This is a genomic window from Mesorhizobium sp. WSM4807 (genome assembly GCF_055811615.1).
Genome location: NZ_JBVVQY010000011.1, coordinates 1 through 19,847, shown reverse-complemented (window position 1 = coordinate 19,847; position 19,847 = coordinate 1). Strand labels below are relative to the sequence as shown.

Genomic DNA, 19,847 nt, shown 5'->3' with positions numbered 1-19,847 from the left:
ACTGGTCGAATTCAACAAAAAGGTGGCGGCGATTACGCATCGCGCCACCCTGGGTATCCTTCGAAAAGGACGAAAAATTGGCGTCAGAACCGCGGCGGACGCGGAGCACCGGCACCAGCAGCACCAGCCGCCACCGGGCGCGGCGTCATCGGCAGCAGGCCTTCGCGCTGGGCGCGCTTGCGGGCCAGCTTGCGGGCGCGGCGAACGGCTTCCGCCTTTTCGCGGGCGCGCTTCTCGGAAGGCTTCTCATAATGTCCGCGCATCTTCATTTCGCGGAAGATGCCTTCGCGCTGCATCTTTTTCTTGAGCGCGCGAAGCGCCTGATCAACATTGTTGTCGCGGACGAGTACCTGCACGGGCAATCCTGTCTTTCGGGTTTGTTAACAACAGGCAAGCGGCCATAGTCGCTTGCCTCCGCGGCGTTCTACACCACGAATTGTGGCGGCTGATAGCAGAATCATGCCGCTCTGTCCACTGCCGAAACGAAAAACCCGCCTCGGCGGCGGGTCGTCGGCGCAAATCAGCACGATGCGGAAATCAATAGCATAACTGCCGTCACAAAGCAAGGAATTACCACCTCTGGTAGTAGATTTGCCTTCTCGGGCGGGCTCTCCGCGCCGATGACCGTTCGTTGGCGTTTTCTCCGCCACCGATAAATTCCTGCTGCAACAATCCGGCAAAAACGGCCCGCCCGGCTCGATCAACGAAGGAACCAACCTCGTTCCCCAATGGTTGTTGCGGCGAAACAAGCACAGGGGAAAACCGATGTCAGGCACCCGTGAATGGCTCGTCCAATGGCTCAAGGACGCGCATGCGATGGAGGAGCAGGCCGAAACCATGCTGAACGGACTGCTGAGCCGGCTGGAGAATTATCCCGAGCTCAGCGAGCGCATCAGGCTGCACCTTGATGAGACGAAGGGACACGCCGCGCGCCTCAGAACCTGCCTCGAAAGACTGGGCGAAGATGCATCCGCGCTGAAGGACGCCGGCGGCAAGCTGCTGGCGATGGCGCAGTCCCTAAGCGGCGTCTTCGCCGGCGACGAGGTGATGAAAGGCTCACTCGCGAGCTACACCTTCGAGCATATGGAGATCGCCTCCTACACGATCCTCATCGCAACCGCCGAATCCCTCGGCGAAACAGAGATCGCCCGGGCCTGCGAACAAAATCTGCGTGAAGAGGAGGCGATGGCCGAGTGGCTGAAAAACAAGCTGCCCGCGACTACGCAGCAGTTCCTGGCTCGCTCGGCGTCGGACAGCGACAATGCCAAACGATGAGGACAACAGGCCTGCGGGCAATGTGAAACGACCTTCGGTGTGGCGGGCCTACAGCTACGCCTGGATCACGCTCGGCTTCTTCATTATCTCGCTTGTCGGCCACTGGGTTTTCGGCTGGTTCGCCTATCTCGACGAGCAGCGAGCGCTTGGCCAACCGCCCGAGTTCGGCGGCTATCTGATCGAGATGAGCCGCGACACGCTCGAGAACTGGCAGTCGGAATTCCTGCAGCTGCTCTGGCAGGTCGGTGGCCTGGCGTTCCTGCTCTTCGTCGGATCGCCGCAATCGAAGGAGAGTACCGACCGGATGGAGGCCAAGATCGACGCGCTTCTCAGGCTTGTCGATCCAGAGAAGGGCAAGGAGGCGATTCGGGAGCTGGACCTGCAGTACGACGGCCGCCACACCGACGAGCCGCATTCTCACCGGAACTAGGGCTGGAAACGTGGCCTGGAGCCGATCGTCGACCCGGGCCGTTTTATGGTCAGCATTCGCAACAGAGCAAGCGGACAGGCGCTTCCTCTATGCCGTGGCCAAATGAAGCCGCTCGAAATCCTCGAAGAACTCGCCATAGTCGCAGGTTATCTCCTCGCCCGCCGCTATGTCGCGGATCGCGGTTGCCCCGCCATGCCGAGAAAAATCCGTGTTCGGCCTTTCGGAATGGTTCATGAATCGGCCGTTGTCGACTTCATAGACCATGAATCCGGGCCGGTCCGGGCTTGGATAGGCATATCTGTCGAGTAATTCCCTGAGGTGCGGCGGCGCCGTCTTATATTTTTCCATCGGGATCAGCCGGTCGAAATCCGGATCGAGCCGCCAGATCGACGCTCCCTTCCTGATCGGCTCGGCGGCGAACACGCCGACGCCCTCGATTGCGCTCGCGGCGATGTAGGTCCTGATCAGCAGCATGTTTTAGGCCCGTCTTCGAACAAAAGTGTCCGAAGAAATCGCCAAATCGCGCTGGAAAGCAAGACCGCTTTTGCGACATTGCGGCTCGCTCGTCCACGCGGGAAACGCCTCACGTCCGGCTGATCGAGACACCGCCATCGGCAAACAGCGCCGCGCCGGTGGTGAAGCTCGATGCATCCGACGCCAGGTAGAGCGCCGAGCGGGCGATCTCTTCAGGCTCGGCAACGCGCTTCAAGGCATGCAGGTTTTCGATGAAGGCTCGCGATTCAGGTGTCTTGAACGTTGCCGAAGGCGTGTCGGTGCCGCCCGGCAGCAGTGCGTTGACCCGCACGCCTTTGGCGCCATATTCGGCGGCAAGCACCTGCGTCAATCCGATCAGCCCGGCCTTGCTTGCGGCATAGCTGGTCATGCCGGGCATGCCGACGGTATGGCCGACGAAGGTAGAGGTGAAGATCAGCGATCCGCCGCCGCGGTCGACCATCGCCGGCACCTGATATTTCGCGCCGAGAAAGGCGCTGGTCAGGTTGGTGTCGAGCGTCTCTCGCCAGGCCTCCAGCGACAACTCCGAAATCGAACTCATCTTGCCGACCGAGCCGGCGTTGTTGAAGGCGATATCCAGCCCGCCGAATTTCTCGACCGCCAGCTCGACAAGGGCTTTGGCATAGGCTTCATCGCGAACGTCGCCGGCAAGCGCAATGGCGGTGCCGTCGGCCTCCTCGATTTCTGCGACGAGCGCGTCCAGCTCTGCCTGGCGACGGGCCGCGACGACCAGCTTGGCGCCGTCCTCGGCAAAGAGTTTTGCCGTGGCGCGGCCGATGCCGGAACTGGCGCCGGTGATGATGGCAACTTTGTTGGCGAGTGCGAGCATTTTTGCATCCTTTTTTCGCGCCAGCTTTGCCGGCAATTGGATGCTTGGTCGCAGATCGAGGCAAAGCGAGCCACCCGATACCTGCGAAGGCGTCCGGAGGCGTCGTTCGGTTCGTTGCTTCGACAGGTCTTTTTGGCCGTGGCGCAAAACGGCAAGCGCCGTCGCAAACAGCGCAAGGGTGGCAGCGCGGTTTCGCTAGTGATACACCTCGCGCGCCGGGGCTCGATTGGATGCCCGGCCGCTATCTGCGAGGCTGGAACGTTGAAGAAATATTCGGTATTCGCCATCGCCCGCGAGGCCATGCGCGGCCACAAGGGCTGGGAGGAACAGTGGTCCTCGCCGGAGCCGAAGAAGGAGTACGACGTCATCATCGTCGGCGCCGGCGGCCATGGCCTGGCCACCGCCTACTACCTGGCAACGGTGCATGGCGTCACCAATGTCGCGGTGCTGGAAAAGGGTTGGCTCGGCGGTGGCAACACCGGCCGCAACACCACCATCATCCGCTCCAACTACCTCTATGACGAGAGCGCTGGAATTTACGACCATGCGCTGAAGCTGTGGGACGGGCTCAGCCAGGAGCTCAACTACAACGTCATGTATTCGCCGCGCGGCGTCATGATGCTGGCGCACAATGTGCACGACATCCAGGTTTTGAAACGCCACGTCCATGCCAACCGGCTGAACGGCATCGACAATGAATGGCTGACGCCGGAAGCCGCCAGGGAGTTCTGCCCGCCGCTCAACATTTCGCGCGATGCCCGCTATCCGGTGATGGGCGCCACCCTGCAGCGTCGCGGCGGCACCGCGCGGCACGATGCGGTAGCCTGGGGCTATGCGCGCGGCGCCTCGGCGCGCGGCGTCCACATCATCCAGAATTGCGAAGTCACCGGCGTCAAGCGGGCGCCGAATGGCGCGGTCACCGGCGTCGAGACGACGCGCGGCTTCATCGGCGCCAAGAAGGTCGGCGTCGTTGCCGCCGGGCATTCGTCCGTCATCATGAACATGGCCGGCGTGCGCATGCCGCTGGAAAGCTATCCGCTGCAGGCGCTGGTGTCGGAGCCGGTCAAGCCGGTCTTCCCCTGCGTGGTGATGTCGAACACGGTGCACGCCTATATCTCGCAGTCCGACAAGGGCGAACTGGTCATCGGCGCCGGCACCGACCAATATATCTCCTATTCGCAGACCGGCGGCCTGCACATCCTCCAGCACACGCTCGACGCCATCTGCGAGATGTTCCCGATGTTCACGCGCATGAAGATGCTACGCTCGTGGGGCGGCATCGTCGACGTGACGCCCGACCGCTCGCCGATCCTGGCCAAGACGCCGGTGCCCGGCCTCTACGTCAATTGCGGCTGGGGCACGGGCGGCTTCAAGGCGACGCCCGGCTCGGGCCATGTCTTTGCCCACACCATCGCCAGGGACGATCCCCACCCGATCAACGCGCCCTTCACCATCGAGCGCTTCCGCACCGGTCGGCTGATCGACGAGGCGGCGGCGGCGGCGGTGGCGCACTGAGCACCGCAATGACGCGCAAGACTCACACCTTGCTTTTCGGATTGGCCCTCGTTGGGGTCACGGTGCTGTTCGCGCTGTTGCTGGTTCGGGAGATTTTGGTTCGAATTGGATACGAGGCAAATGCGGTCGATCCTGTCATGGGGGCCATGTTTGCAGTGATCGGACTACCTACCTTTGGCTGCGTGGTGGCGTTTAGCCTACCGAAATTCTTCGCGGACATGTTTCTGAACGACACCTATCCAAGGCCTAGGTTCTTTGGACCGCGAAAGCAGGTGGACGTCGATCGAGCCAGAGAGAAATTGCGGTCAGTAGGACTACTCCTCGAAGACGGTCCTGACGAAAAAAATGTTGTGACAAACCGTGGCAAGCATGACGCCTTTCCGCATGGTGAGTCGATCAAACCCAAGAAAGTCGATTGATGCTTCTCATCCGCTGCCCCTATTGCGAGGAAGAGCGTCCGGAACTCGAATTCCGCAACGCCGGCGAGGCGCATATTGCGCGTTCGGCAGATATGGCCGCGACAAGCGATGACGACTTCGAAAAGTTCTTCTTCATCCGCTCGAACCCCAAAGGCATCATTTATGAGCGCTGGCGGCACATGCATGGCTGCGCGCGGTTCTTCAATGCCGTGCGCGACACCGTCAGCGACAGGTTCCTGATGACCTACAAGGCCGGCGAGCCCAAGCCCGCGAAGCTGCCGGGAGCCGCCAAATGATCGCAGCGTTCCGCATTCCCGGCGCCGGGCGCCTCAAGCAGGCAGAGACGACCCGCTTCAGCTTCGACGGCCAGTCCTATGCCGGTGTCGAGGGCGATACGCTGGCCTCGGCGCTGCTTGCCAACGGCGTGCATCTGGTCGGCCGCTCGTTCAAATACCACCGTCCGCGCGGCTTTCTGTCCGCCGGGGCGGAAGAGCCCAATGCGCTGGTTGAGATCAAGCGCGACTCGGCCAGAAAGACACCCAATGTCCGCGCCACCGTGCAGGAGCTCTATGACGGGCTGACGGCACAGTCGCAGAACCGCTGGCCGTCGCTGGCCTTCGACGTCAGTGCGGTCGGCGACATCGCCTCGCCGCTGCTTTCGGCCGGCTTTTACTACAAGACCTTCATGTGGCCGAAGTCCGCCTGGAAGAACCTCTACGAGCCCAAGATCCGTGCCGCGGCCGGCCTCGGCGTCGCTCCCGACCAGCCGGATCCCGACCATTATTCGGCGCGCTACGCCCATTGCGACGTGCTGGTGCTGGGCGGAGGCGCTGCCGGCATTGCCGCCGCACTTGCCGCGGCCGAAACCGGCGTGCGCGTGATCCTTGCCGACGAGCAGGCGGATTTCGGCGGCAGCCTTCGTTTCGAGAGCGGCGCCAAGGTCGACGGCCAGGACGGTTTTGGCTGGGCGCAGGCGGCAGTCGCGCAGCTCAAGGCCATGAACAATGTCCGCGTGCTGTCCCGCACCACGGCCTTCGGCTATTATGCGCAGAATTTCGTCGGGCTGGTCGAGCGCGTCAGCGATCATCTGCAGAACCCCGGCCGCGACCTGCCGCGCGAGCGGCTGTGGCAGGTTCGCGCCAAACGCGTGGTGCTGGCGACCGGCGCCATCGAGCGGCACATGGTGTTTGCCGACAACGACCGGCCCGGCATCATGCTGGCGTCAGCGGCGCGCACCTATCTCAACCATTACGGCGTCGCGGTCGGCAGGAATGTCGGCGTCTATACGGCCAATGATTCCGCCTATGCGGCGGCGATCGACCTCAAGAAAGCCGGCGTCGGCGTGGCGGCGATAGTCGACCTGCGCGACAACCCGACCGGGTCGGTGATCGACGAGGCGAGGGCGCTCGGCATCGAGGTCAATTTCGGCCGCGCGGTGATCCGCGCGGGCGGCAAATTGCGCGTCTCGTCGATGACCGTGCAGCCGAAGAATGGCGGCGGCGAGCGTACCATTCCCGTCGACGCGATCCTGATGTCGGCCGGCTGGACACCGTCTGTGCATCTGTTCTCGCAGTCGCGCGGCAAGGTTGCCTTCAACGACGAGACCAAGCGCTTCGTGCCCGGCACCTACGCGCAGGATTGCGTGTCGGTCGGCGCCTGCAACGGCACGGACGGGCTGTCGGCGACGATCGACGAGGCCTATGCGGCGGGCGCCAAAGCGGCGAAGGATGCCGGCGCCAACGCCCTCAAGGGAACCAAGCCGAAAGTCGACGCCAGCGAGAGCTGGTCGCGCGGCATGCTGGGTGCGGCGCCCGGCGCCGGGCCGGATACGACGGTAAAGGCCTTTGTCGATTTTCAAAACGACGTCACCGCCAAGGACATCCGCCAGGCGGTGCATGAAGGCATGCGCTCGATCGAGCACGTCAAGCGCTTCACCACCAACGGCATGGCGACCGACCAGGGCAAGACCTCCAATATGCACGGTCTGGCTATCGCCGCCGAGACGCTGGACAAGCCGATCCCGCAAGTCGGCCTGACGACGTTCCGGGCGCCCTACACGCCGGTCACCTTCGGCTCGATCGTCGGACACGCGCGGGGTCCGCTCTTCGACCCGACCCGCAAGACGGCGATCCATCCCTGGGCCGAGGCTCAAGGTGCGGTATTCGAGGATGTCGGCCAATGGAAGCGCGCCTGGTATTTTCCGAAGGCGGGCGAGGACATGCACGCCGCCGTCGATCGTGAGTGTGTCACGGTGCGCAAGACGGCCGGCCTGTTCGACGCCTCGACGCTGGGCAAGATCGAGGTGGTCGGGCCGGATGCGGCCAAATTCATGGAACTGCTCTACACCAATCCGTGGGAGAAACTGGAGCCCGGCCGCTGCCGCTATGGTATCATGCTGCGCGAGGACGGTTTCATCTATGACGACGGCGTGGTTGGAAGACTGGCGCCGGACCGTTTTCATGTGACGACGACGACAGGCGGTGCGCCGCGCGTCATGAACCATATGGAGGATTACCTCCAGACCGAGTTCCCGCATCTCAATGTCTGGCTGACCTCGATCACCGAGCAATGGGCGGTGATCGCCGTGCAGGGACCGAAGTCCCGGGAGATCATCGCGCCGCTGGTCGATGGCATCGACATGTCGGACGGGGCGCTGCCGCATATGTCGGTGCGCGAGGGCAGGATTTGCGGCGTGCCGACAAGGCTGTTCCGCATGTCGTTCACCGGCGAGCGCGGCTTCGAGGTCAACGTGCCGGCCGACTACGGCCAGGCCGTCTGGGAAGCGCTGTGGGCCGAGGGCCAGAAGCATGGCGCCGGCGCCTACGGCACCGAGGCGATGCACGTGCTGCGTGCGGAAAAGGGCTACATCATCGTCGGCCAGGACACCGATGGCACGGTGACGCCAAACGACGCCGGGCTCGACTGGGCCGTCGGCAAGAAGAAGGCCGATTTCGTCGGCATTCGCGGCATGGCGCGGCCGGATCTTGTCGCCAAGGGCCGCAAGCAGCTGGTCGGCCTGAAGACCAAAGACCCTAAGGTGGTGCTGGAAGAAGGCGCGCAGATCGTCGGCGATCCGAAGCAGGCGATCCCGATGACCATGATCGGCCATGTCACCTCGAGCTACTGGTCGGAAAATTGCGGTCGCTCGATCGCGCTGGCCCTGGTTGCCGGCGGCCGCGACCGGATGGGTGAGACGCTTTACGTGCCGATGCCCAACGGGACGATCGAGGTGGAGGTCACCGGCATGGTGTTCTTCGACGAGAAGGGGGAGCGCCTCAATGGCTAAGGTTGCCGCGAAGAAATCTGCAGCCGCTGCGCCGTCGGTCGAACGCCGGCCGGTCCTCGCGGGCCAGGAGCTTTCCGTAACCGGCGTTACGCTTGCAGTGTTGCAGCCGGCGGAGCGTATTTCGCTGCGCGCGCCGGACGCCGCGGCGCTTTCGAAGGCGCTCGGCGTGACCCTGCCGCGAAAGCCCAAAACTTCGGCGGCGAAGGCCGGGCGCACGGCGTTGTGGCTTGGGCCAGACGAATGGCTGGTCATCGATGAGGTGGGAAGAGACCCGCTCGCCGACTGCGCCGAGGTGACAGTGCTGCATTCTGCGGTCGGCATCTCGCACCGCAACGTCGCCATATCGGTCACCGGCCCGGCAGCGGCGGCGACGATCAATTCAGGCTGCCCGCAGGATCTGTCGCTCGACGCCTTTCCGGTCGGCGCGGCGTCGCGCACCATTCTGGGCAAGGTCGAAATCGTGCTGCTGCGCACCGCGACCGACGCGTTCCGCGTTGAATGCTGGCGTTCCTTTTCCGATTATGTCTTTACTTTCCTGTCGGAGGCGGCAAGCGACGCAGCGGCTTAGGAATACTCGCTGCGCTCGGCTGTTGCCGGAGCAAGTCGAGGGAGAATGTCGATGCCGTCGAAATCGGCGCCGAATCCACCGGTCCAGAAGACGCCGGCCGTGCGCTCGTTCGAACACGAGCAGCACCAAGAACCAAACATTGAAGAGGAACTCGAGGAAGGGCTTGAGGACACGTTTCCGGCCAGTGATCCCGTGTCAATCACCGGGACCTCCATTTCCGGTGCTCCCGCAAGACCCGGCAAGGCCAAGATCGTGGCCGGAATGAAGAAGCGAAGGAAATAGCTTCCATCCTGCTCCAGCGGCTCCGGGCTGAAATGGCCACGAAAACGGGCGGTCAGGATTTCCTGCCGCCCTTTTGTCTTCGAACCTCAGAACGTGCTTGGCACGATCCACGGATCGATGTCGATACCGAGCCGCGGGTCCTTGTTTTCAGTCGAGCCGTTGCGAGTGGCCGAGCCTGACTTTTCGACCGATCCGGTAGCGTCGCAATCGAGCTCGATGTTGGTGTCGGCGCAGGCTGCGGCCGGCGCCTGCTTGCCGGGCTGGCTCTGGCCGGCGAAGGCCGCGCCCGAGAATGCCAGGACGGCCGCGAGGGCGAAGATCGGCTTTCTCATCATTTGTCTCCAGTTCAACCGCTGAATTTTCCGTACATGTACGATACAGCGTACATATACACCCGGCAATCAGAGGGTTCAAGCCAGAAGTCGTACATGTACGAAAAATTTATGTGGATGTTGGGAATCGCGTCGCGCCAGCGCGCGCCGAGTTGCGCAGGCGGCGCCGTTCACCCGTGCCGTATACGATCTTCAAATATCCGAAACCGAAGGAACCCTTCAGCAGCAGTTGACCGGCGTCTCGGTCAGCGGCGGCACGTCCTGGGTGGCCAGCGCGGCAAGCGTGAAGTCGCACATCCGCTTGACGAAAGCCTGCTGGTCGCCGAACGGATAGAAAGGAAAGGTGATCAGCAGCGAGATCGTGCCGTGGCCGACCGCCCACAGCATGGTGGCGATGGCGCGCGGATCGCCCTTCAGCCTGCCGGCGGCAACGCAGGCCTCGACCCTCTTGATCAACACTTTCATCAATGGGTTGCCCTCTTGCATCTCGGCGAAGGTCCTGCCTTCCGGGGGCTTGACCTTTTCGGTCATGAACACCGTGCGATACTCGTTGGGGTTGCCAAGGCCGAAGGCAGCGTATTCGGTCATCACCACCCGCAGCGCCTCGATCGGATCGTCGGCCGGGTGATCCTCGATACGCTTTGCCAGAGTCTCGAACGCATCCTCGGCCAGCGCGAACAGAATGTCCTGCTTGTCGGCGAAATAGGAATAGACCGACATCGGTGCATAGCCGACGCGCTTGGCCAGCTTGCGTATGGTGAGGCCTTCATAGCCTTCCTCCTGCACGAGCTTGTGCGCCGCATCGACAAGTTCGGAGCGCAGTTCGGCCTTTTGTTTCTCGCGGCGTGTCTGGACGCTGAGCGGCAATTTTCGCCTGCCTTTATTGTTAGTGGCTGGCTAAATTATATACGCTGTACGGAATCGGACAAGATGATCGCCGTAACAGGTTACCAGCGTTCGCCACTCAAGCCGCTTCTGGCTGGCGTTCGATCAATGTCAGCGTCAGCCAGCGCGCGGTCAGCGCCGGTTTTTTCGACCCCTCGATCTCGATGGTCACATCATGCGCCGTTTGCACCCAGCCCGACGGCCTGACCTTGACGTCGGCCAGCACGAATCGGGTGCGGATGCGCGCGCCGGTCTTCACCGGCGCCAGGAAGCGCAGCGAATCGAAGCCATGATTGACGCCCATCTTGCTGTTTTCGAGCGGCGGCATGGTCTCGAAGGTCATCGCCGACAAAAGCGAAAGCGACAGGAAGCCATGCGCGATGGTGCCGCCGAACGGCGTCTCGCGCTTGGCGCGCTCCGGATCGCAATGGATGAACTGGTGGTCGTCGGTGGCATCGGCGAATTGGTCGATCATGCGCTGCGAGACCACCCGCCAGGGCGACACGCCGACTTCCCTGCCGACGCTGGCCAGAAGCACATCGAGACTGATCGGTTCCACGCTGATGTCCTCCATTTCAACCGTCCGGAACGCGAGCGGCTTCATTCCTTGAACAGTGTCAGCCCATGCTGCACCGACTGCCCGCCATCGATCGGCAGGATGGCGCCGGTGATATAGCTGCCGGCACGGCTGCACAAATAGAGCGTTGCGCCGGCAATGTCATCCGGCGCGCCGATGCGGCCGATCGGAACATGGCCGCCGACATGCTTGGCCTGGTCCTCGGTCGCGGTGGCGAAGGCGGTCATCCGGCTCTGGAAGGGGCCGGGGGCGAACGCGTTGACGGTGATGCGGCGGGCGGCGAACTCGATCGCCAAGGTGCGTGTCAGATGATGAACAGCAGCCTTCGACGCAGCGTAAGAGTAGGCGTCGTCGGCCAATGGCTGCGTGCCCATCACCGAACCCAGATTGATCACCCGGGCCGGATCGGCATCGCTGGCGGCGGCGTGGAGCAGCGGCAGAAGCTCGCGCGTCAGATGGAAGACGGCGGTGACGTTGACGCCGAACACCTTGGCCCAGGCATGGTAGGGGAAGCTTTCCAGCGGCGCGCCCCAGGAAACGCCGGCATTGTTGACCAGGATGTTCAGCCGCTCGGTCCGCGCCTTGACCTCATCGACCAGCGCTGCGATGCCAGCTTCGCTGGAGACATCGCCGGCAAAGCCTTCGGCCCGGCCGGAGCCGCCGAGGCCGTTCAGTTCGCCGGCAACCCTGATGCAATCCTCGCCCTTGCGCGAGGCGATCATCACGGTTGCGCCGGCCCTGACCAAAGCGGTTGCAGCCATGCGGCCGATGCCGGTCGCAGCCCCGGTCACCAGCGCGGTCTTGCCGGCCACCGAAAACAGCTCGTCCAGATAGCTCATTGCAATTTCCTCCGGATAATTCCCTCGCTCCTGCCCCCTTGTCCAGACGAAATGGCTCGCGTTGACAAGGCTTCCCGAAGTACGATCATTCCTTGCCACGGGTAAAGTGCCTAAACCGAGGCGATGGGGCGCGTATTGGCTGACTGGCCGGGCCCGGCGGCACGGTGTTGATCGGGATATGGCTGCGGAATGATTGCGAAACGACCGCTGCTGTACACCAACCATGCCGAGACAGTCATTCGTGAACGTTCGCTCGACAAACGCTGGATCGAACGAGCTGTGTGGGAACCGGATTGGCAAGCGGCGGATGTGAAAGACACCTCGGTGATACGTCTGTACAAGCGGGTGCCCGAAAATGGCAATCGCATCCTGCGCGTCGTCTGTGTGGTAACGCCTGAGGAAATCCGTATACTGTCTGTCTACTTCGATCGCGGGGCGAGAAGGCCGAAATGACACTCAAACTCGAATATGACCCGGAAGCTAATGCTGCCTACATCCGTTTTTCCTCGGAAGCGATTCAGGAAAGCGAGGAAGTTTCCGCAGGCATAGTCCTCGACTATGATGCTGAGGGTCACATCGTCGGCATGGAGGTGCTGGATGCCCGAGAACACCTTCCCGCCGCGATGTTGAAGGCTGCCTGACCCGAACCTACTCCGCCGGGTCGACATTGGTGTAGGCGGCTTCCTCGAGCTCGCGCTTCAGCCGCGATGCCTCTTCCACCTTCGGCGTGACGAAGCGGCCGAGCAGGAGATAGGCGACCGGCGTCAGGAACAGCGTCGACAAGGTGGCCAAACCCAGGCCGCCGACGATCACCCAGCCGAGCGCGATGCGCGCCTCGGCGCCGGCGCCGCTCGCCAGCACCAGCGGCACACCGCCGAGCACGGTGCAGATCATCGTCATCACCACCGGCCGCAGCCGGATGGTGGAGGCCTGCTCGATCGCCTCGCGCACGCCGAGCCCGCGGTCGCGCAACTGATTGGCGAACTCGACGATCAGAATGCCGTTCTTGGCCATCACGCCGACCAGCAGCACCAGGCCGATCTGGCTGTAGGCGTTGAGGCTGGTGCCGCTGAGCAAAAGGGCAAAGATCGCGCAGGCAAGACCGAGCGGCACCGTCGCCATGATGATGACCGCGCTGACGAAGCTCTCGAACTGTGCGGCGAGCACCAAAAGAATGATGACCAGCGAGAAGCCGAAGATGGTGATCATGGCGCTGTTGGTCTCACCCAGCGTCGCCGCCTCGGCCAACGGCACGATGCGGCTGCCCGGCGGCAGCAGCGGCGTGGCGATTGCTTCGGCGCGGGTCAGCGCCTGGCCGAGTGCGAAATCGCCGCTGAGGTTGGAGGTGATCGCCACCGACGGCTGCTGCTGCTCGCGGGTCAGCGAGGGCGGCACGGCGCGCTCGGTCAAAATGGCGATGGTCGACATCGGCACGAAGCGGCCGTCGGCCGTCTTCAGGAAGATGTTCTCCAAATCGGTCGGATCGTTGATCGGGTTGGTCGTCGAGACGAGTTTCACCCCGTAGCTGCGGTCGGCGATATAGACGTCGACGACATCATTGCCGTCGAGCATGGCCTGGGAGGTATCGGCAAGCCCGGTAATGTCGATGCCGAGGTCGGAAGCGCGCTCGCGGTCGATGGCGACGGAAAGTTGGGGTTGCGTCGGGTCGACGGAGAGCCGCGGCGACTGGAAGCGGGGATCCTTCTGCATCTCGGCGATGATCTTCACCGCAGCGTCGCCGAGCGCCGCACGGTTGTTGCCGACCAGCGCGAACTGCAGGCCGTTGCCGGCGCCGCGAATACCGAGGCTGTTGGGCTGTATCGGAAAGACGCGCACGCTCGGCACCTGCCGGGTGAGCCGGCTGATGTCGGCCATGATCTGCTGCTGGCTGCGGTCGCGCTCGTCCCATGGCGCCAGCGTCATCACCATGAAGCCGGCGTTGTAGGCGCCGTTCCGGCCGGCGCTCTCGAAGGTGTTGCGGATTTCGCCGGAATCGCGCAGCGGCTGGATCAGTTTTTCGATCTTCTGCATCTGCTGCGTCGTGTAGTCGAGGCTGACGCCTTGCGGCGCGTCGACGCGCATGAGCACGACGGCACGATCCTCGGTCGGCGTCAGTTCCTGGCGAATCGTGCCGAACAGCGTGAAGGCGGTGGCTCCAAACAGCAGCGCGACCAGGAGCACGATCCACGGCGCATCGAGGCAGGTGCGCAGGCAGCGCCGGTAGAGCCTGTTCAGCGCGCCGCCGATGCGGGCGCCGATGCCGCTGCCGCCTTCGTGATGAAGCGGCGCGACCGTCAGCATGCGCGAGGCAAGCATCGGACAAAAGGTCAGCGCCACGACGGCGGACAGAAGCACCGATATTGCGAGAACGAAGCCGAATTCGCGAAACAGGCCGCCGGTCTGGCCGGGCAGGAAGGAGATCGGAACGAACACGGCGACCAGCGTCAGCGTCGTGGCGATGACGGCGAAAAACACTTCCTGGGCGCCAAGCACGGCCGCGGCGCGTGGCCCCATGCCTTCGTTGCGTCGTCGCACGATATTTTCGAGAACGACGATGGCGTCATCGACGACCAGGCCCGTCGCCAGCACCAGGGCAAGCAGCGTCAATATGTTGACCGAGAAGCCGGCGAGATAGATGGCGGCGATCGTCCCGATCATGGCGACCGGCATCGCAAGCCCCGGAATGAGCGTCGCGCGCCAGTCGAGGAGAAACACGTAGATGACGATCAGCACAATGGACACGGACAGGCCGAGTGCGATTTCGACTTCATGCACCGCGCCGTTGACGAAGACCGCATCGTCGCTGGTGACCTTGATCGACATGCCCTGGGGCAGATCCGCCTGCTGCGTGGCGACCGCGGCCCTGACGCCGGTCGAAATATCCAGCGTGTTCGATTCCGCCTGGCGGATGATGCCGAGACCGATGCCGGTCTTGCCGTTCGAACGCAATGTGGTCTGGCCGATGTCGGGGCCGAGCGTGACGGTGGCGACGTCGCGGATGCGGGTCGTGCCGCCGATGATGATGTTTTCGAACTCCTCCGGCGTGGTCACGTCCGCCGTCGGACGCACGATCAGGTCCTGGTTGGTCGTGGTGATCGAACCGGCCGGCGAATCGAAAGCGACCGAAGCCAGCGCTGTCCTCAGGTCGGCGACGGTGAAGCCCAGGCTGGCAAGTTTGTTCTGGTCGACATCGATGCGGAAGATCTTGTCGCGGTCGCCATAGACCTGGACGTCGGCAACGCCGGGCACGGCGGCAAGCTCGTCCTCGATCTGGTCCTGGACTAGCACCGTCATGTCCTGCACCGACATGGTGTCGGAGGTGACAGCCAGCCGCATCACCGGCTCGGAATTGGCGTCGGCCTTGACGATGCGCGGCGCATCCGCCTTGTCAGGCATCTGGTCGACGACGCGGCCAACGCCATCGCGCACATCGGAGGCGGCGACGTCGAGGTCGACGCCGTCGTTGAATTCGATGGTGACGCGGCTCGTGCCGAAGGACGAGGTGGACGAGATCGACTTCACACCGGAGACGCGGGCGACCGCGCCCTCAATCACGTCGGTCAATTCGCGGTCGACGGTCTCGGCCGCAGCGCCTTCAAAGGTCGTGTTAACGGTGACGACGGCGCGATCGACATCAGGCAGTTCGCGGACCTCGACACCGTAGAAGGCAGCAAGGCCGGCGACCGCGATCAGCATGTTCAAGACCAAGGCCATCACCGGCCTGCGGATGAACAGCGCGGTGAAGCCTGTGTCGCCGGCGGCGTTGTTGGTTGCGGTCATCAGCCGTCGGCGTCCGCGGCGCGCTGTTCTTCGCCGGCGATGCGGACCTCGCCGCCTTCGCTGACGCTCTGGGTGCCTTCGGTCACCACCATGTCGCCGCTGACGATCGGGGCGTCGATCAGTACGGTCTCGGTGTTGCGCTGGATGATGCGCACGGCCACCCGCTTGGCCTTGCCGTCCACGATGGCCCAGATATAGGCGCCGTCCGAACCCCACTGGATCGCCAGCGGACTGACCGCCGGATAGCTGTCGCCGGGGAATTTCATGGAGATCTGGAAGGACATGCCGGCACGCAGCGAATCGGCCGGGTTGGCGATCTTTGCCTTGACCAGGAGGGTACGGCTGGCTTCATCGATGTGGTTGTCGATAGCGGAAACCGTACCGGTATAGGCTTTGTTGGGATTGGCAATCGGCGTTGCCGACAATTGCGCGCCGATCTTGACGGCGGCGGCGAAGCGCTCCGGCACCCAGAATTCGACCAGTATGCTGGAGCGGTCGTCAAGGGTGGCGACCGCCGACTGGCTGGTCACATAGTTGCCGGCGGCAATCGGCAGGATGCCGACGACACCGGCGATCGGTGCGACGATCGAGCGGCGCTGCAAGGCCAGTTCCGCATCGCGAAGCGCCAGCTTGGCATTGGCCAGCACCACTTCCGCATCGGCAACGGCGACCGCTGTCGCAGCGTTGGAATCCCGCAGCGATTTGACCCGGACGAGCTTGGCCTGCGCGTCCTGCAAAGCAACTTTGGCGCGGTCCTGTGCGATCACCTCGGTGTCGGAATCGAGGGTGGCGATCACCTGCCCCTTTTCAACATGCGCGCCGGACTCGACCAGGAATTCAACGAGGCGGCCGGAACTGTAGGGATTGACCGTCACCGAGGCGTTGGCGCGGCCGGTGCCGATCGCCTGCAGGCGATCGTTGATGATGGCGGCGGACGCCGGCAATGCAACGATAGTCACCCGCTGGCCGGCGGCGTTGCGGCTGCCTGCTTGCCCGGCGTTATCGACGGCGCCCGTTGGTGGCGTTGCGGCATAAGCCCAGTCGATGCCCCAGCGCGCCAGCACATCCGGCGCGCCTGGAAAAAAGCGAACCCAGGCGGCCGCAGCCGCGACGAGGATCACAAGTGCAAATACGATCTGTTTCCAGGTGGCCATCGGCGCTCCGGTTGGCAAATATACCGCCTACGGTTCCCAAGGTGAAGTAGACGCGACGGCACACTCCGACACGCAGGATGACTCGTCGATATCAAAGCTTTATGGCAATTCTCCCGCTCGCTTGCACATTAAATCGGCGTAACGTTGGTAGGGCTACGCTTGAGTCAAACTGGATCGGACGGCTTCAGATGTGGCTCCCTTTGCTGTCAATCCTCTTCAAGTCGAGCCGCGGAATGAGAAAGTCCAAGAATGCTTTGACCTTGGGAGGCTGAACGCGCCCTCCTGGCCGGATCGCATAGAGGGTCGGTTCGGGCCCTGCCCACTCGGGCAGGACACGAACCAGTCTTCCAGCCGCAACGTCCGACTTGACGCGCACATGGTTGGTCATGAACAGGCCAACTCCCTCCAGCAGGAACCCGTGAAGAGCCTCTGGATCGCTGGCGACGGCCACTGCTCGTACTTTGAACTGGGACTGCTCGCCGCCGCTCGACAGGGGCCATTCTACAGCCGGACGATTGAAATAGAATTCTGTCAACAGACAGGCATGTTCTGCCAGCTCCGAAGGATGCTGTGGCATTCCCGCACGTTCCAGGTAGGTCGGGGCTCCATAGATGCCCATCGGTAATGCGCCGAGCCGCCGAGCCGTGAGCGTGGAATCGGGCAGGGTGCCTTCCTGGAGCCGGAAAGCGATGTCTATGTCCTTGGCGACGAGGTCGACGACCTCGTGCCCAAGAAGCAATTGCGGAAACACCTCTGGATAGAAGCGGCGAAACTCGGTGAGCAGCGGCGCGAGGACGCGAGTTGCCAGCCAGTACGAGGCTGTAATCCGAAGCCACCCGCGCGGATGTTGCTGCAACTCCGCCACTGCGTTCTCCGCATCCTCCAGATTCTTCACGACTCGCTCGCAGTGCTGGAAATATACCGCTCCCGCTTCAGTCAGCTTCAGGCTGCGTGTTGTCCGATTCAGCAGTTGTGTCCGCAGTCTGGATTCCAGCTCCTGCACCTTCCGGCTGACCCGTGTCTTCGGCACCTTGAGCATGCGCGCCGCCGCTGTGAAGCTCCCTTCCTGCACCACCTTTACGAAGCGACCGTATCGCTGAAGTCGCGCAGCATATGAGTCCTCCGGCAAATTCGGATTGTCTCTCATTTTGAGACATTGATGTCCGAATCCACTCGATAATCAAGCCACATCCTTGGGGGTAGATCATCATTGTCCTATCAACAGCAAAGTCCAACTGGAGAAACTGCCATGATCAAATCCCTAGCGATCGCCGTCGGTGCGCTGACGCTTTCGGCAACTGCTGCCGACGCACAGAGCGCACCGGCTCGTAACATCGTTCTCGTCCACGGCGCCTTTGCCGACGGAGCTGGATGGCGAGGCGTCTACGACCAACTGACAGGTCGTGGCTATAAAGTCTCGATCGTCCAGAATCCGCTCACGTCGTTCGAAGACGATGTAGCCGCAACGCGTCGCGTGCTCGCCCGGCAGGATGGGCCAGCCATTCTCGTCGGCCATTCCTACGGTGGCACGGTAATTACAGAAGCCGGCGACGCTGCCAATGTTGCGGGCCTCGTCTATGTCGCTGCCTTCGCTCCAGATGTCGGTCAATCCACGCTGGACCAATATGCCGAGGTTCCTCCGCCGCCGAACTTTCAGCCTGACGTGCAGCCCGATGGGTTCGCGTTCCTGAAGACTGAGACGTTTAAGGCCGGCTTTGCCGGGGATGCCAACAATGCCGACGCCGCATTCCTGCGCGACTCCCAGGTGCCGATCGCTATGAAGGCGCTTGAGGCCAAGGTGACGACGGCGGCGTGGAAGACCAAGCCAAGCTGGTACGTTGTCGCGACTGAGAACGGCGCTATTGCGCCCGAACTGCTTCGGAGCACCGCCGATCGCATTGGGGCGGTCACGACCGAGGTCAAAGGCAGCCATGTGGTGTTCCTTACCCAGCCACAGGCCGTAGCCGACGTCATCGAACAGGCTGCCAAGGGTGTGGTGCTGGGCGATACCGCGGTGGCACCGAACTGACATCGCCCAATCGTAGCTCTGAGCCACGGCCAAGAGCGCAAGCGGAAACGTGCAAGATACTGGTGTAGCCGGGAGCGCCATCGACGCTCCCGGGCAATATGACAGGAAGGCCGGATTTAGGGCCGGTCGAGCCGTCGCTTTGAGATGCGACAGCGCTAATGCGGGCCGCTGAACTCAGTCCGATCTCGCCTGCCGGGGCAACACGCTTACGTCGCGTGTGCGCCGCCGGGTACGACCACGCCGGACATCGCGATACCGACGGTTGCCGGATCTTCCTTCAGCGCCGCGTCCGCGAGCGAGACCACGCCCACCAGGCGCTTGTCGCGATTGAGGACAGGCAACCGCCTGACCTGGATATCGCCCATGTTCTGGACGACGTGCTCGATATCTTCGTCCTCGAAGCAGTATTTGACATCCTCAGTCATCACGTCGCGGACCGTCGCGTTGCCGTTTTTGCCTTCGGCGACCGCACGCACGACGATGTCACGGTCGGTGATCGTTCCGACGAGTCGGTCGTTTTCTCCGACGGGGAGGAATCCGACATCGTCAACCGCCATTCGTTTCGCGATTTTCTGCAGCGACTCGTCGGGACTGGCGAGATGGACGTTGGGGGTCATTATCTCAGCGACTTTCATGGTGAATCTCCCTGTTTGCGCCCAGAACGGCACCAGCGCCCTGCGGTCGTCGACCGATATTGGTCTGAAGGACTTATTGAGGGCCTCAGGCCTGTCGCGCTGCGACGCTCGCTCGGCGGTCCCGTTCTTCGCTGATGGAACTAACAGCCGGGCCGAATGGTTCCAGCCATGATCCTTGAATTTTCCTGTTTTGTTCCCATATAAGCTCACAGGACCGGAGACGGCGCGGCACGGGGACAGGTGAGTTCCGGGTCCCGTGCAGTTCAAATTTTCATGGTGAGAACCTTCGGATCGTGGCGATCCAGCCGGTCTACCGGAAGTTGTCCAGCCCGGAGACATAGGTAACAAATCGTACCTAAGACATTAAGACATGGTGTGGTGCACCCTGAACTGGGACGCAAAAAGGGTAACAGTTCTCCGTAAAAAAAGACGGAAATCGTTGTTGACACTTTGGACGGGTGCCGACTATATACGCCTCACCAACGAGGGCGGCGCGCCG

General features: G+C 62.8%; 22 protein-coding genes. 11 read left to right on the top strand and 11 right to left on the bottom strand.

The window, feature by feature from the left end; all coding sequences use genetic code 11:
• Positions 1-83: 83 nt before the first annotated feature.
• Entirely contained in the window at positions 84-356 is a 273-nt protein-coding gene (rpsU, locus tag AC0L3N_RS16240) for a 30S ribosomal protein S21 (protein WP_023675331.1), read from the bottom strand.
• Between the two features lie 409 nt (positions 357-765).
• Between rpsU and AC0L3N_RS16235 the strand changes: the two genes are divergently transcribed.
• Positions 766-1,275: a ferritin-like domain-containing protein gene (locus tag AC0L3N_RS16235; protein WP_473548552.1), complete on the top strand. Its 510-nt coding sequence runs from the start codon at positions 766-768 to the stop codon at positions 1,273-1,275.
• The gene (locus tag AC0L3N_RS16230) at positions 1,262-1,705 is read left to right on the top strand and encodes a DUF6766 family protein (RefSeq protein ID WP_473548550.1); all 444 of its coding nucleotides are present in this window, start codon (positions 1,262-1,264) and stop codon (positions 1,703-1,705) included. Before AC0L3N_RS16235 ends, AC0L3N_RS16230 begins: the two co-directional genes overlap by 14 nt.
• A gap of 87 nt (positions 1,706-1,792) precedes the next feature.
• Here AC0L3N_RS16230 and AC0L3N_RS16225 read toward each other — a convergent pair whose 3' ends face one another.
• Positions 1,793-2,179: an SET domain-containing protein gene (locus AC0L3N_RS16225; protein WP_473548549.1), complete on the bottom strand. Its 387-nt coding sequence runs from the start codon at positions 2,177-2,179 to the stop codon at positions 1,793-1,795.
• Between the two features lie 109 nt (positions 2,180-2,288).
• Positions 2,289-3,047, bottom strand: coding sequence for an SDR family oxidoreductase (locus AC0L3N_RS16220; protein ID WP_473548548.1), 759 nt, complete (start codon positions 3,045-3,047; stop codon positions 2,289-2,291).
• 261 nt (positions 3,048-3,308) lie between these two features.
• Between AC0L3N_RS16220 and AC0L3N_RS16215 the strand changes: the two genes are divergently transcribed.
• From AC0L3N_RS16215 to AC0L3N_RS16190, 6 genes are read left to right on the top strand one after another with little or no spacing between them, the layout of a single operon-like run.
• The gene (locus AC0L3N_RS16215) at positions 3,309-4,562 is read left to right on the top strand and encodes a sarcosine oxidase subunit beta (RefSeq protein WP_473548547.1); all 1,254 of its coding nucleotides are present in this window, start codon (positions 3,309-3,311) and stop codon (positions 4,560-4,562) included.
• Between the two features lie 8 nt (positions 4,563-4,570).
• Positions 4,571-4,981 carry a hypothetical protein gene (locus tag AC0L3N_RS16210; RefSeq protein WP_473548546.1) on the top strand — a complete coding sequence of 137 codons (411 nt, stop codon included), beginning with the start codon at positions 4,571-4,573 and terminating at the stop codon, positions 4,979-4,981.
• Positions 4,981-5,277, top strand: a complete 297-nt coding sequence (locus tag AC0L3N_RS16205; RefSeq protein ID WP_095492142.1) for a sarcosine oxidase subunit delta — start codon at positions 4,981-4,983, stop codon at positions 5,275-5,277. Before AC0L3N_RS16210 ends, AC0L3N_RS16205 begins: the two co-directional genes overlap by 1 nt.
• The gene (locus AC0L3N_RS16200) at positions 5,274-8,267 is read left to right on the top strand and encodes a sarcosine oxidase subunit alpha (protein WP_473548544.1); all 2,994 of its coding nucleotides are present in this window, start codon (positions 5,274-5,276) and stop codon (positions 8,265-8,267) included. The genes AC0L3N_RS16205 and AC0L3N_RS16200 overlap by 4 nt, the downstream gene beginning before the upstream one ends.
• Positions 8,260-8,835 (top strand): sarcosine oxidase subunit gamma, encoded by a 576-nt coding sequence (locus AC0L3N_RS16195; protein WP_473548542.1) that lies wholly within the window; start codon positions 8,260-8,262, stop codon positions 8,833-8,835. Before AC0L3N_RS16200 ends, AC0L3N_RS16195 begins: the two co-directional genes overlap by 8 nt.
• A 51-nt stretch (positions 8,836-8,886) precedes the next feature.
• Positions 8,887-9,117, top strand: a complete 231-nt coding sequence (locus AC0L3N_RS16190; RefSeq protein WP_292182999.1) for a hypothetical protein — start codon at positions 8,887-8,889, stop codon at positions 9,115-9,117.
• 86 nt (positions 9,118-9,203) lie between these two features.
• On the opposite strand, the gene AC0L3N_RS16185 is transcribed toward AC0L3N_RS16190, so the two are convergent.
• The 4 genes from AC0L3N_RS16185 to AC0L3N_RS16170 all read right to left on the bottom strand — a co-directional run bounded on the left by AC0L3N_RS16185 (position 9,204) and on the right by AC0L3N_RS16170 (position 11,750).
• Positions 9,204-9,449 (bottom strand): DUF680 domain-containing protein, encoded by a 246-nt coding sequence (locus tag AC0L3N_RS16185; protein ID WP_473548541.1) that lies wholly within the window; start codon positions 9,447-9,449, stop codon positions 9,204-9,206.
• A 219-nt stretch (positions 9,450-9,668) separates the two neighbouring features.
• Complete coding sequence (locus AC0L3N_RS16180; protein WP_473548539.1) at positions 9,669-10,316, bottom strand: TetR/AcrR family transcriptional regulator; 648 nt, start codon at positions 10,314-10,316, stop codon at positions 9,669-9,671.
• 97 nt (positions 10,317-10,413) lie between these two features.
• Positions 10,414-10,908, bottom strand: coding sequence for a MaoC family dehydratase (locus AC0L3N_RS16175; RefSeq protein ID WP_473548537.1), 495 nt, complete (start codon positions 10,906-10,908; stop codon positions 10,414-10,416).
• Between the two features lie 26 nt (positions 10,909-10,934).
• Positions 10,935-11,750 carry an SDR family oxidoreductase gene (locus tag AC0L3N_RS16170; protein ID WP_473548535.1) on the bottom strand — a complete coding sequence of 272 codons (816 nt, stop codon included), beginning with the start codon at positions 11,748-11,750 and terminating at the stop codon, positions 10,935-10,937.
• 189 nt (positions 11,751-11,939) lie between these two features.
• Here AC0L3N_RS16170 and AC0L3N_RS16165 point away from each other — a divergent pair, with 189 nt between their 5' ends.
• Both AC0L3N_RS16165 and AC0L3N_RS16160 read left to right on the top strand, forming a co-directional pair.
• Positions 11,940-12,203 carry a DUF4258 domain-containing protein gene (locus AC0L3N_RS16165; protein ID WP_473494280.1) on the top strand — a complete coding sequence of 88 codons (264 nt, stop codon included), beginning with the start codon at positions 11,940-11,942 and terminating at the stop codon, positions 12,201-12,203.
• Positions 12,200-12,391, top strand: a complete 192-nt coding sequence (locus tag AC0L3N_RS16160; RefSeq protein ID WP_123151247.1) for a DUF2283 domain-containing protein — start codon at positions 12,200-12,202, stop codon at positions 12,389-12,391. Before AC0L3N_RS16165 ends, AC0L3N_RS16160 begins: the two co-directional genes overlap by 4 nt.
• Positions 12,392-12,398: 7 nt before the next feature.
• Here AC0L3N_RS16160 and AC0L3N_RS16155 read toward each other — a convergent pair whose 3' ends face one another.
• The 3 genes from AC0L3N_RS16155 to AC0L3N_RS16145 all read right to left on the bottom strand — a co-directional run bounded on the left by AC0L3N_RS16155 (position 12,399) and on the right by AC0L3N_RS16145 (position 17,723).
• Positions 12,399-15,530 carry an efflux RND transporter permease subunit gene (locus AC0L3N_RS16155; protein WP_473548533.1) on the bottom strand — a complete coding sequence of 1,044 codons (3,132 nt, stop codon included), beginning with the start codon at positions 15,528-15,530 and terminating at the stop codon, positions 12,399-12,401.
• Positions 15,530-16,684: an efflux RND transporter periplasmic adaptor subunit gene (locus AC0L3N_RS16150; protein ID WP_473548531.1), complete on the bottom strand. Its 1,155-nt coding sequence runs from the start codon at positions 16,682-16,684 to the stop codon at positions 15,530-15,532. The genes AC0L3N_RS16155 and AC0L3N_RS16150 overlap by 1 nt, the downstream gene beginning before the upstream one ends.
• 184 nt (positions 16,685-16,868) lie before the next feature.
• Positions 16,869-17,723 (bottom strand): substrate binding domain-containing protein, encoded by an 855-nt coding sequence (locus AC0L3N_RS16145; protein WP_473548530.1) that lies wholly within the window; start codon positions 17,721-17,723, stop codon positions 16,869-16,871.
• A 210-nt stretch (positions 17,724-17,933) separates the two neighbouring features.
• Between AC0L3N_RS16145 and AC0L3N_RS16140 the strand changes: the two genes are divergently transcribed.
• Entirely contained in the window at positions 17,934-18,713 is a 780-nt protein-coding gene (locus tag AC0L3N_RS16140) for an alpha/beta fold hydrolase (protein WP_473548528.1), read from the top strand.
• A 206-nt stretch (positions 18,714-18,919) separates the two neighbouring features.
• Here AC0L3N_RS16140 and AC0L3N_RS16135 read toward each other — a convergent pair whose 3' ends face one another.
• A complete protein-coding gene (locus AC0L3N_RS16135) occupies positions 18,920-19,348 on the bottom strand; it encodes a CBS domain-containing protein (RefSeq protein WP_473548526.1) in 429 nt (142 codons plus the stop codon).
• Positions 19,349-19,847: the final 499 nt, after the last annotated feature.

Excerpts from the sequence above, each read along its gene's own strand:
- AC0L3N_RS16220 (WP_473548548.1), bottom strand. The coding sequence starts at position 3,047 with ATGCTCGCACTCGCCAACAAAGTTGCCATCATCACCGGCGCCAGTTCC.
- AC0L3N_RS16205 (WP_095492142.1), top strand. The coding sequence starts at position 4,981 with ATGCTTCTCATCCGCTGCCCCTATTGCGAGGAAGAGCGTCCGGAACTC.
- AC0L3N_RS16210 (WP_473548546.1), top strand. The coding sequence starts at position 4,571 with ATGACGCGCAAGACTCACACCTTGCTTTTCGGATTGGCCCTCGTTGGG.
- AC0L3N_RS16145 (WP_473548530.1), bottom strand. The coding sequence starts at position 17,723 with ATGCTCAAGGTGCCGAAGACACGGGTCAGCCGGAAGGTGCAGGAGCTG.
- AC0L3N_RS16165 (WP_473494280.1), top strand. The coding sequence starts at position 11,940 with ATGATTGCGAAACGACCGCTGCTGTACACCAACCATGCCGAGACAGTC.
- AC0L3N_RS16230 (WP_473548550.1), top strand. The coding sequence starts at position 1,262 with ATGCCAAACGATGAGGACAACAGGCCTGCGGGCAATGTGAAACGACCT.
- AC0L3N_RS16170 (WP_473548535.1), bottom strand. The coding sequence starts at position 11,750 with ATGAGCTATCTGGACGAGCTGTTTTCGGTGGCCGGCAAGACCGCGCTG.
- AC0L3N_RS16225 (WP_473548549.1), bottom strand. The coding sequence starts at position 2,179 with ATGCTGCTGATCAGGACCTACATCGCCGCGAGCGCAATCGAGGGCGTC.
- AC0L3N_RS16185 (WP_473548541.1), bottom strand. The coding sequence starts at position 9,449 with ATGAGAAAGCCGATCTTCGCCCTCGCGGCCGTCCTGGCATTCTCGGGC.
- AC0L3N_RS16155 (WP_473548533.1), bottom strand. The coding sequence starts at position 15,530 with ATGACCGCAACCAACAACGCCGCCGGCGACACAGGCTTCACCGCGCTG.
- AC0L3N_RS16190 (WP_292182999.1), top strand. The coding sequence starts at position 8,887 with ATGCCGTCGAAATCGGCGCCGAATCCACCGGTCCAGAAGACGCCGGCC.
- AC0L3N_RS16175 (WP_473548537.1), bottom strand. The coding sequence starts at position 10,908 with ATGGAGGACATCAGCGTGGAACCGATCAGTCTCGATGTGCTTCTGGCC.
- AC0L3N_RS16150 (WP_473548531.1), bottom strand. The coding sequence starts at position 16,684 with ATGGCCACCTGGAAACAGATCGTATTTGCACTTGTGATCCTCGTCGCG.
- AC0L3N_RS16200 (WP_473548544.1), top strand. The coding sequence starts at position 5,274 with ATGATCGCAGCGTTCCGCATTCCCGGCGCCGGGCGCCTCAAGCAGGCA.
- AC0L3N_RS16195 (WP_473548542.1), top strand. The coding sequence starts at position 8,260 with ATGGCTAAGGTTGCCGCGAAGAAATCTGCAGCCGCTGCGCCGTCGGTC.
- AC0L3N_RS16235 (WP_473548552.1), top strand. The coding sequence starts at position 766 with ATGTCAGGCACCCGTGAATGGCTCGTCCAATGGCTCAAGGACGCGCAT.
- AC0L3N_RS16160 (WP_123151247.1), top strand. The coding sequence starts at position 12,200 with ATGACACTCAAACTCGAATATGACCCGGAAGCTAATGCTGCCTACATC.
- AC0L3N_RS16140 (WP_473548528.1), top strand. The coding sequence starts at position 17,934 with ATGATCAAATCCCTAGCGATCGCCGTCGGTGCGCTGACGCTTTCGGCA.
- AC0L3N_RS16135 (WP_473548526.1), bottom strand. The coding sequence starts at position 19,348 with ATGAAAGTCGCTGAGATAATGACCCCCAACGTCCATCTCGCCAGTCCC.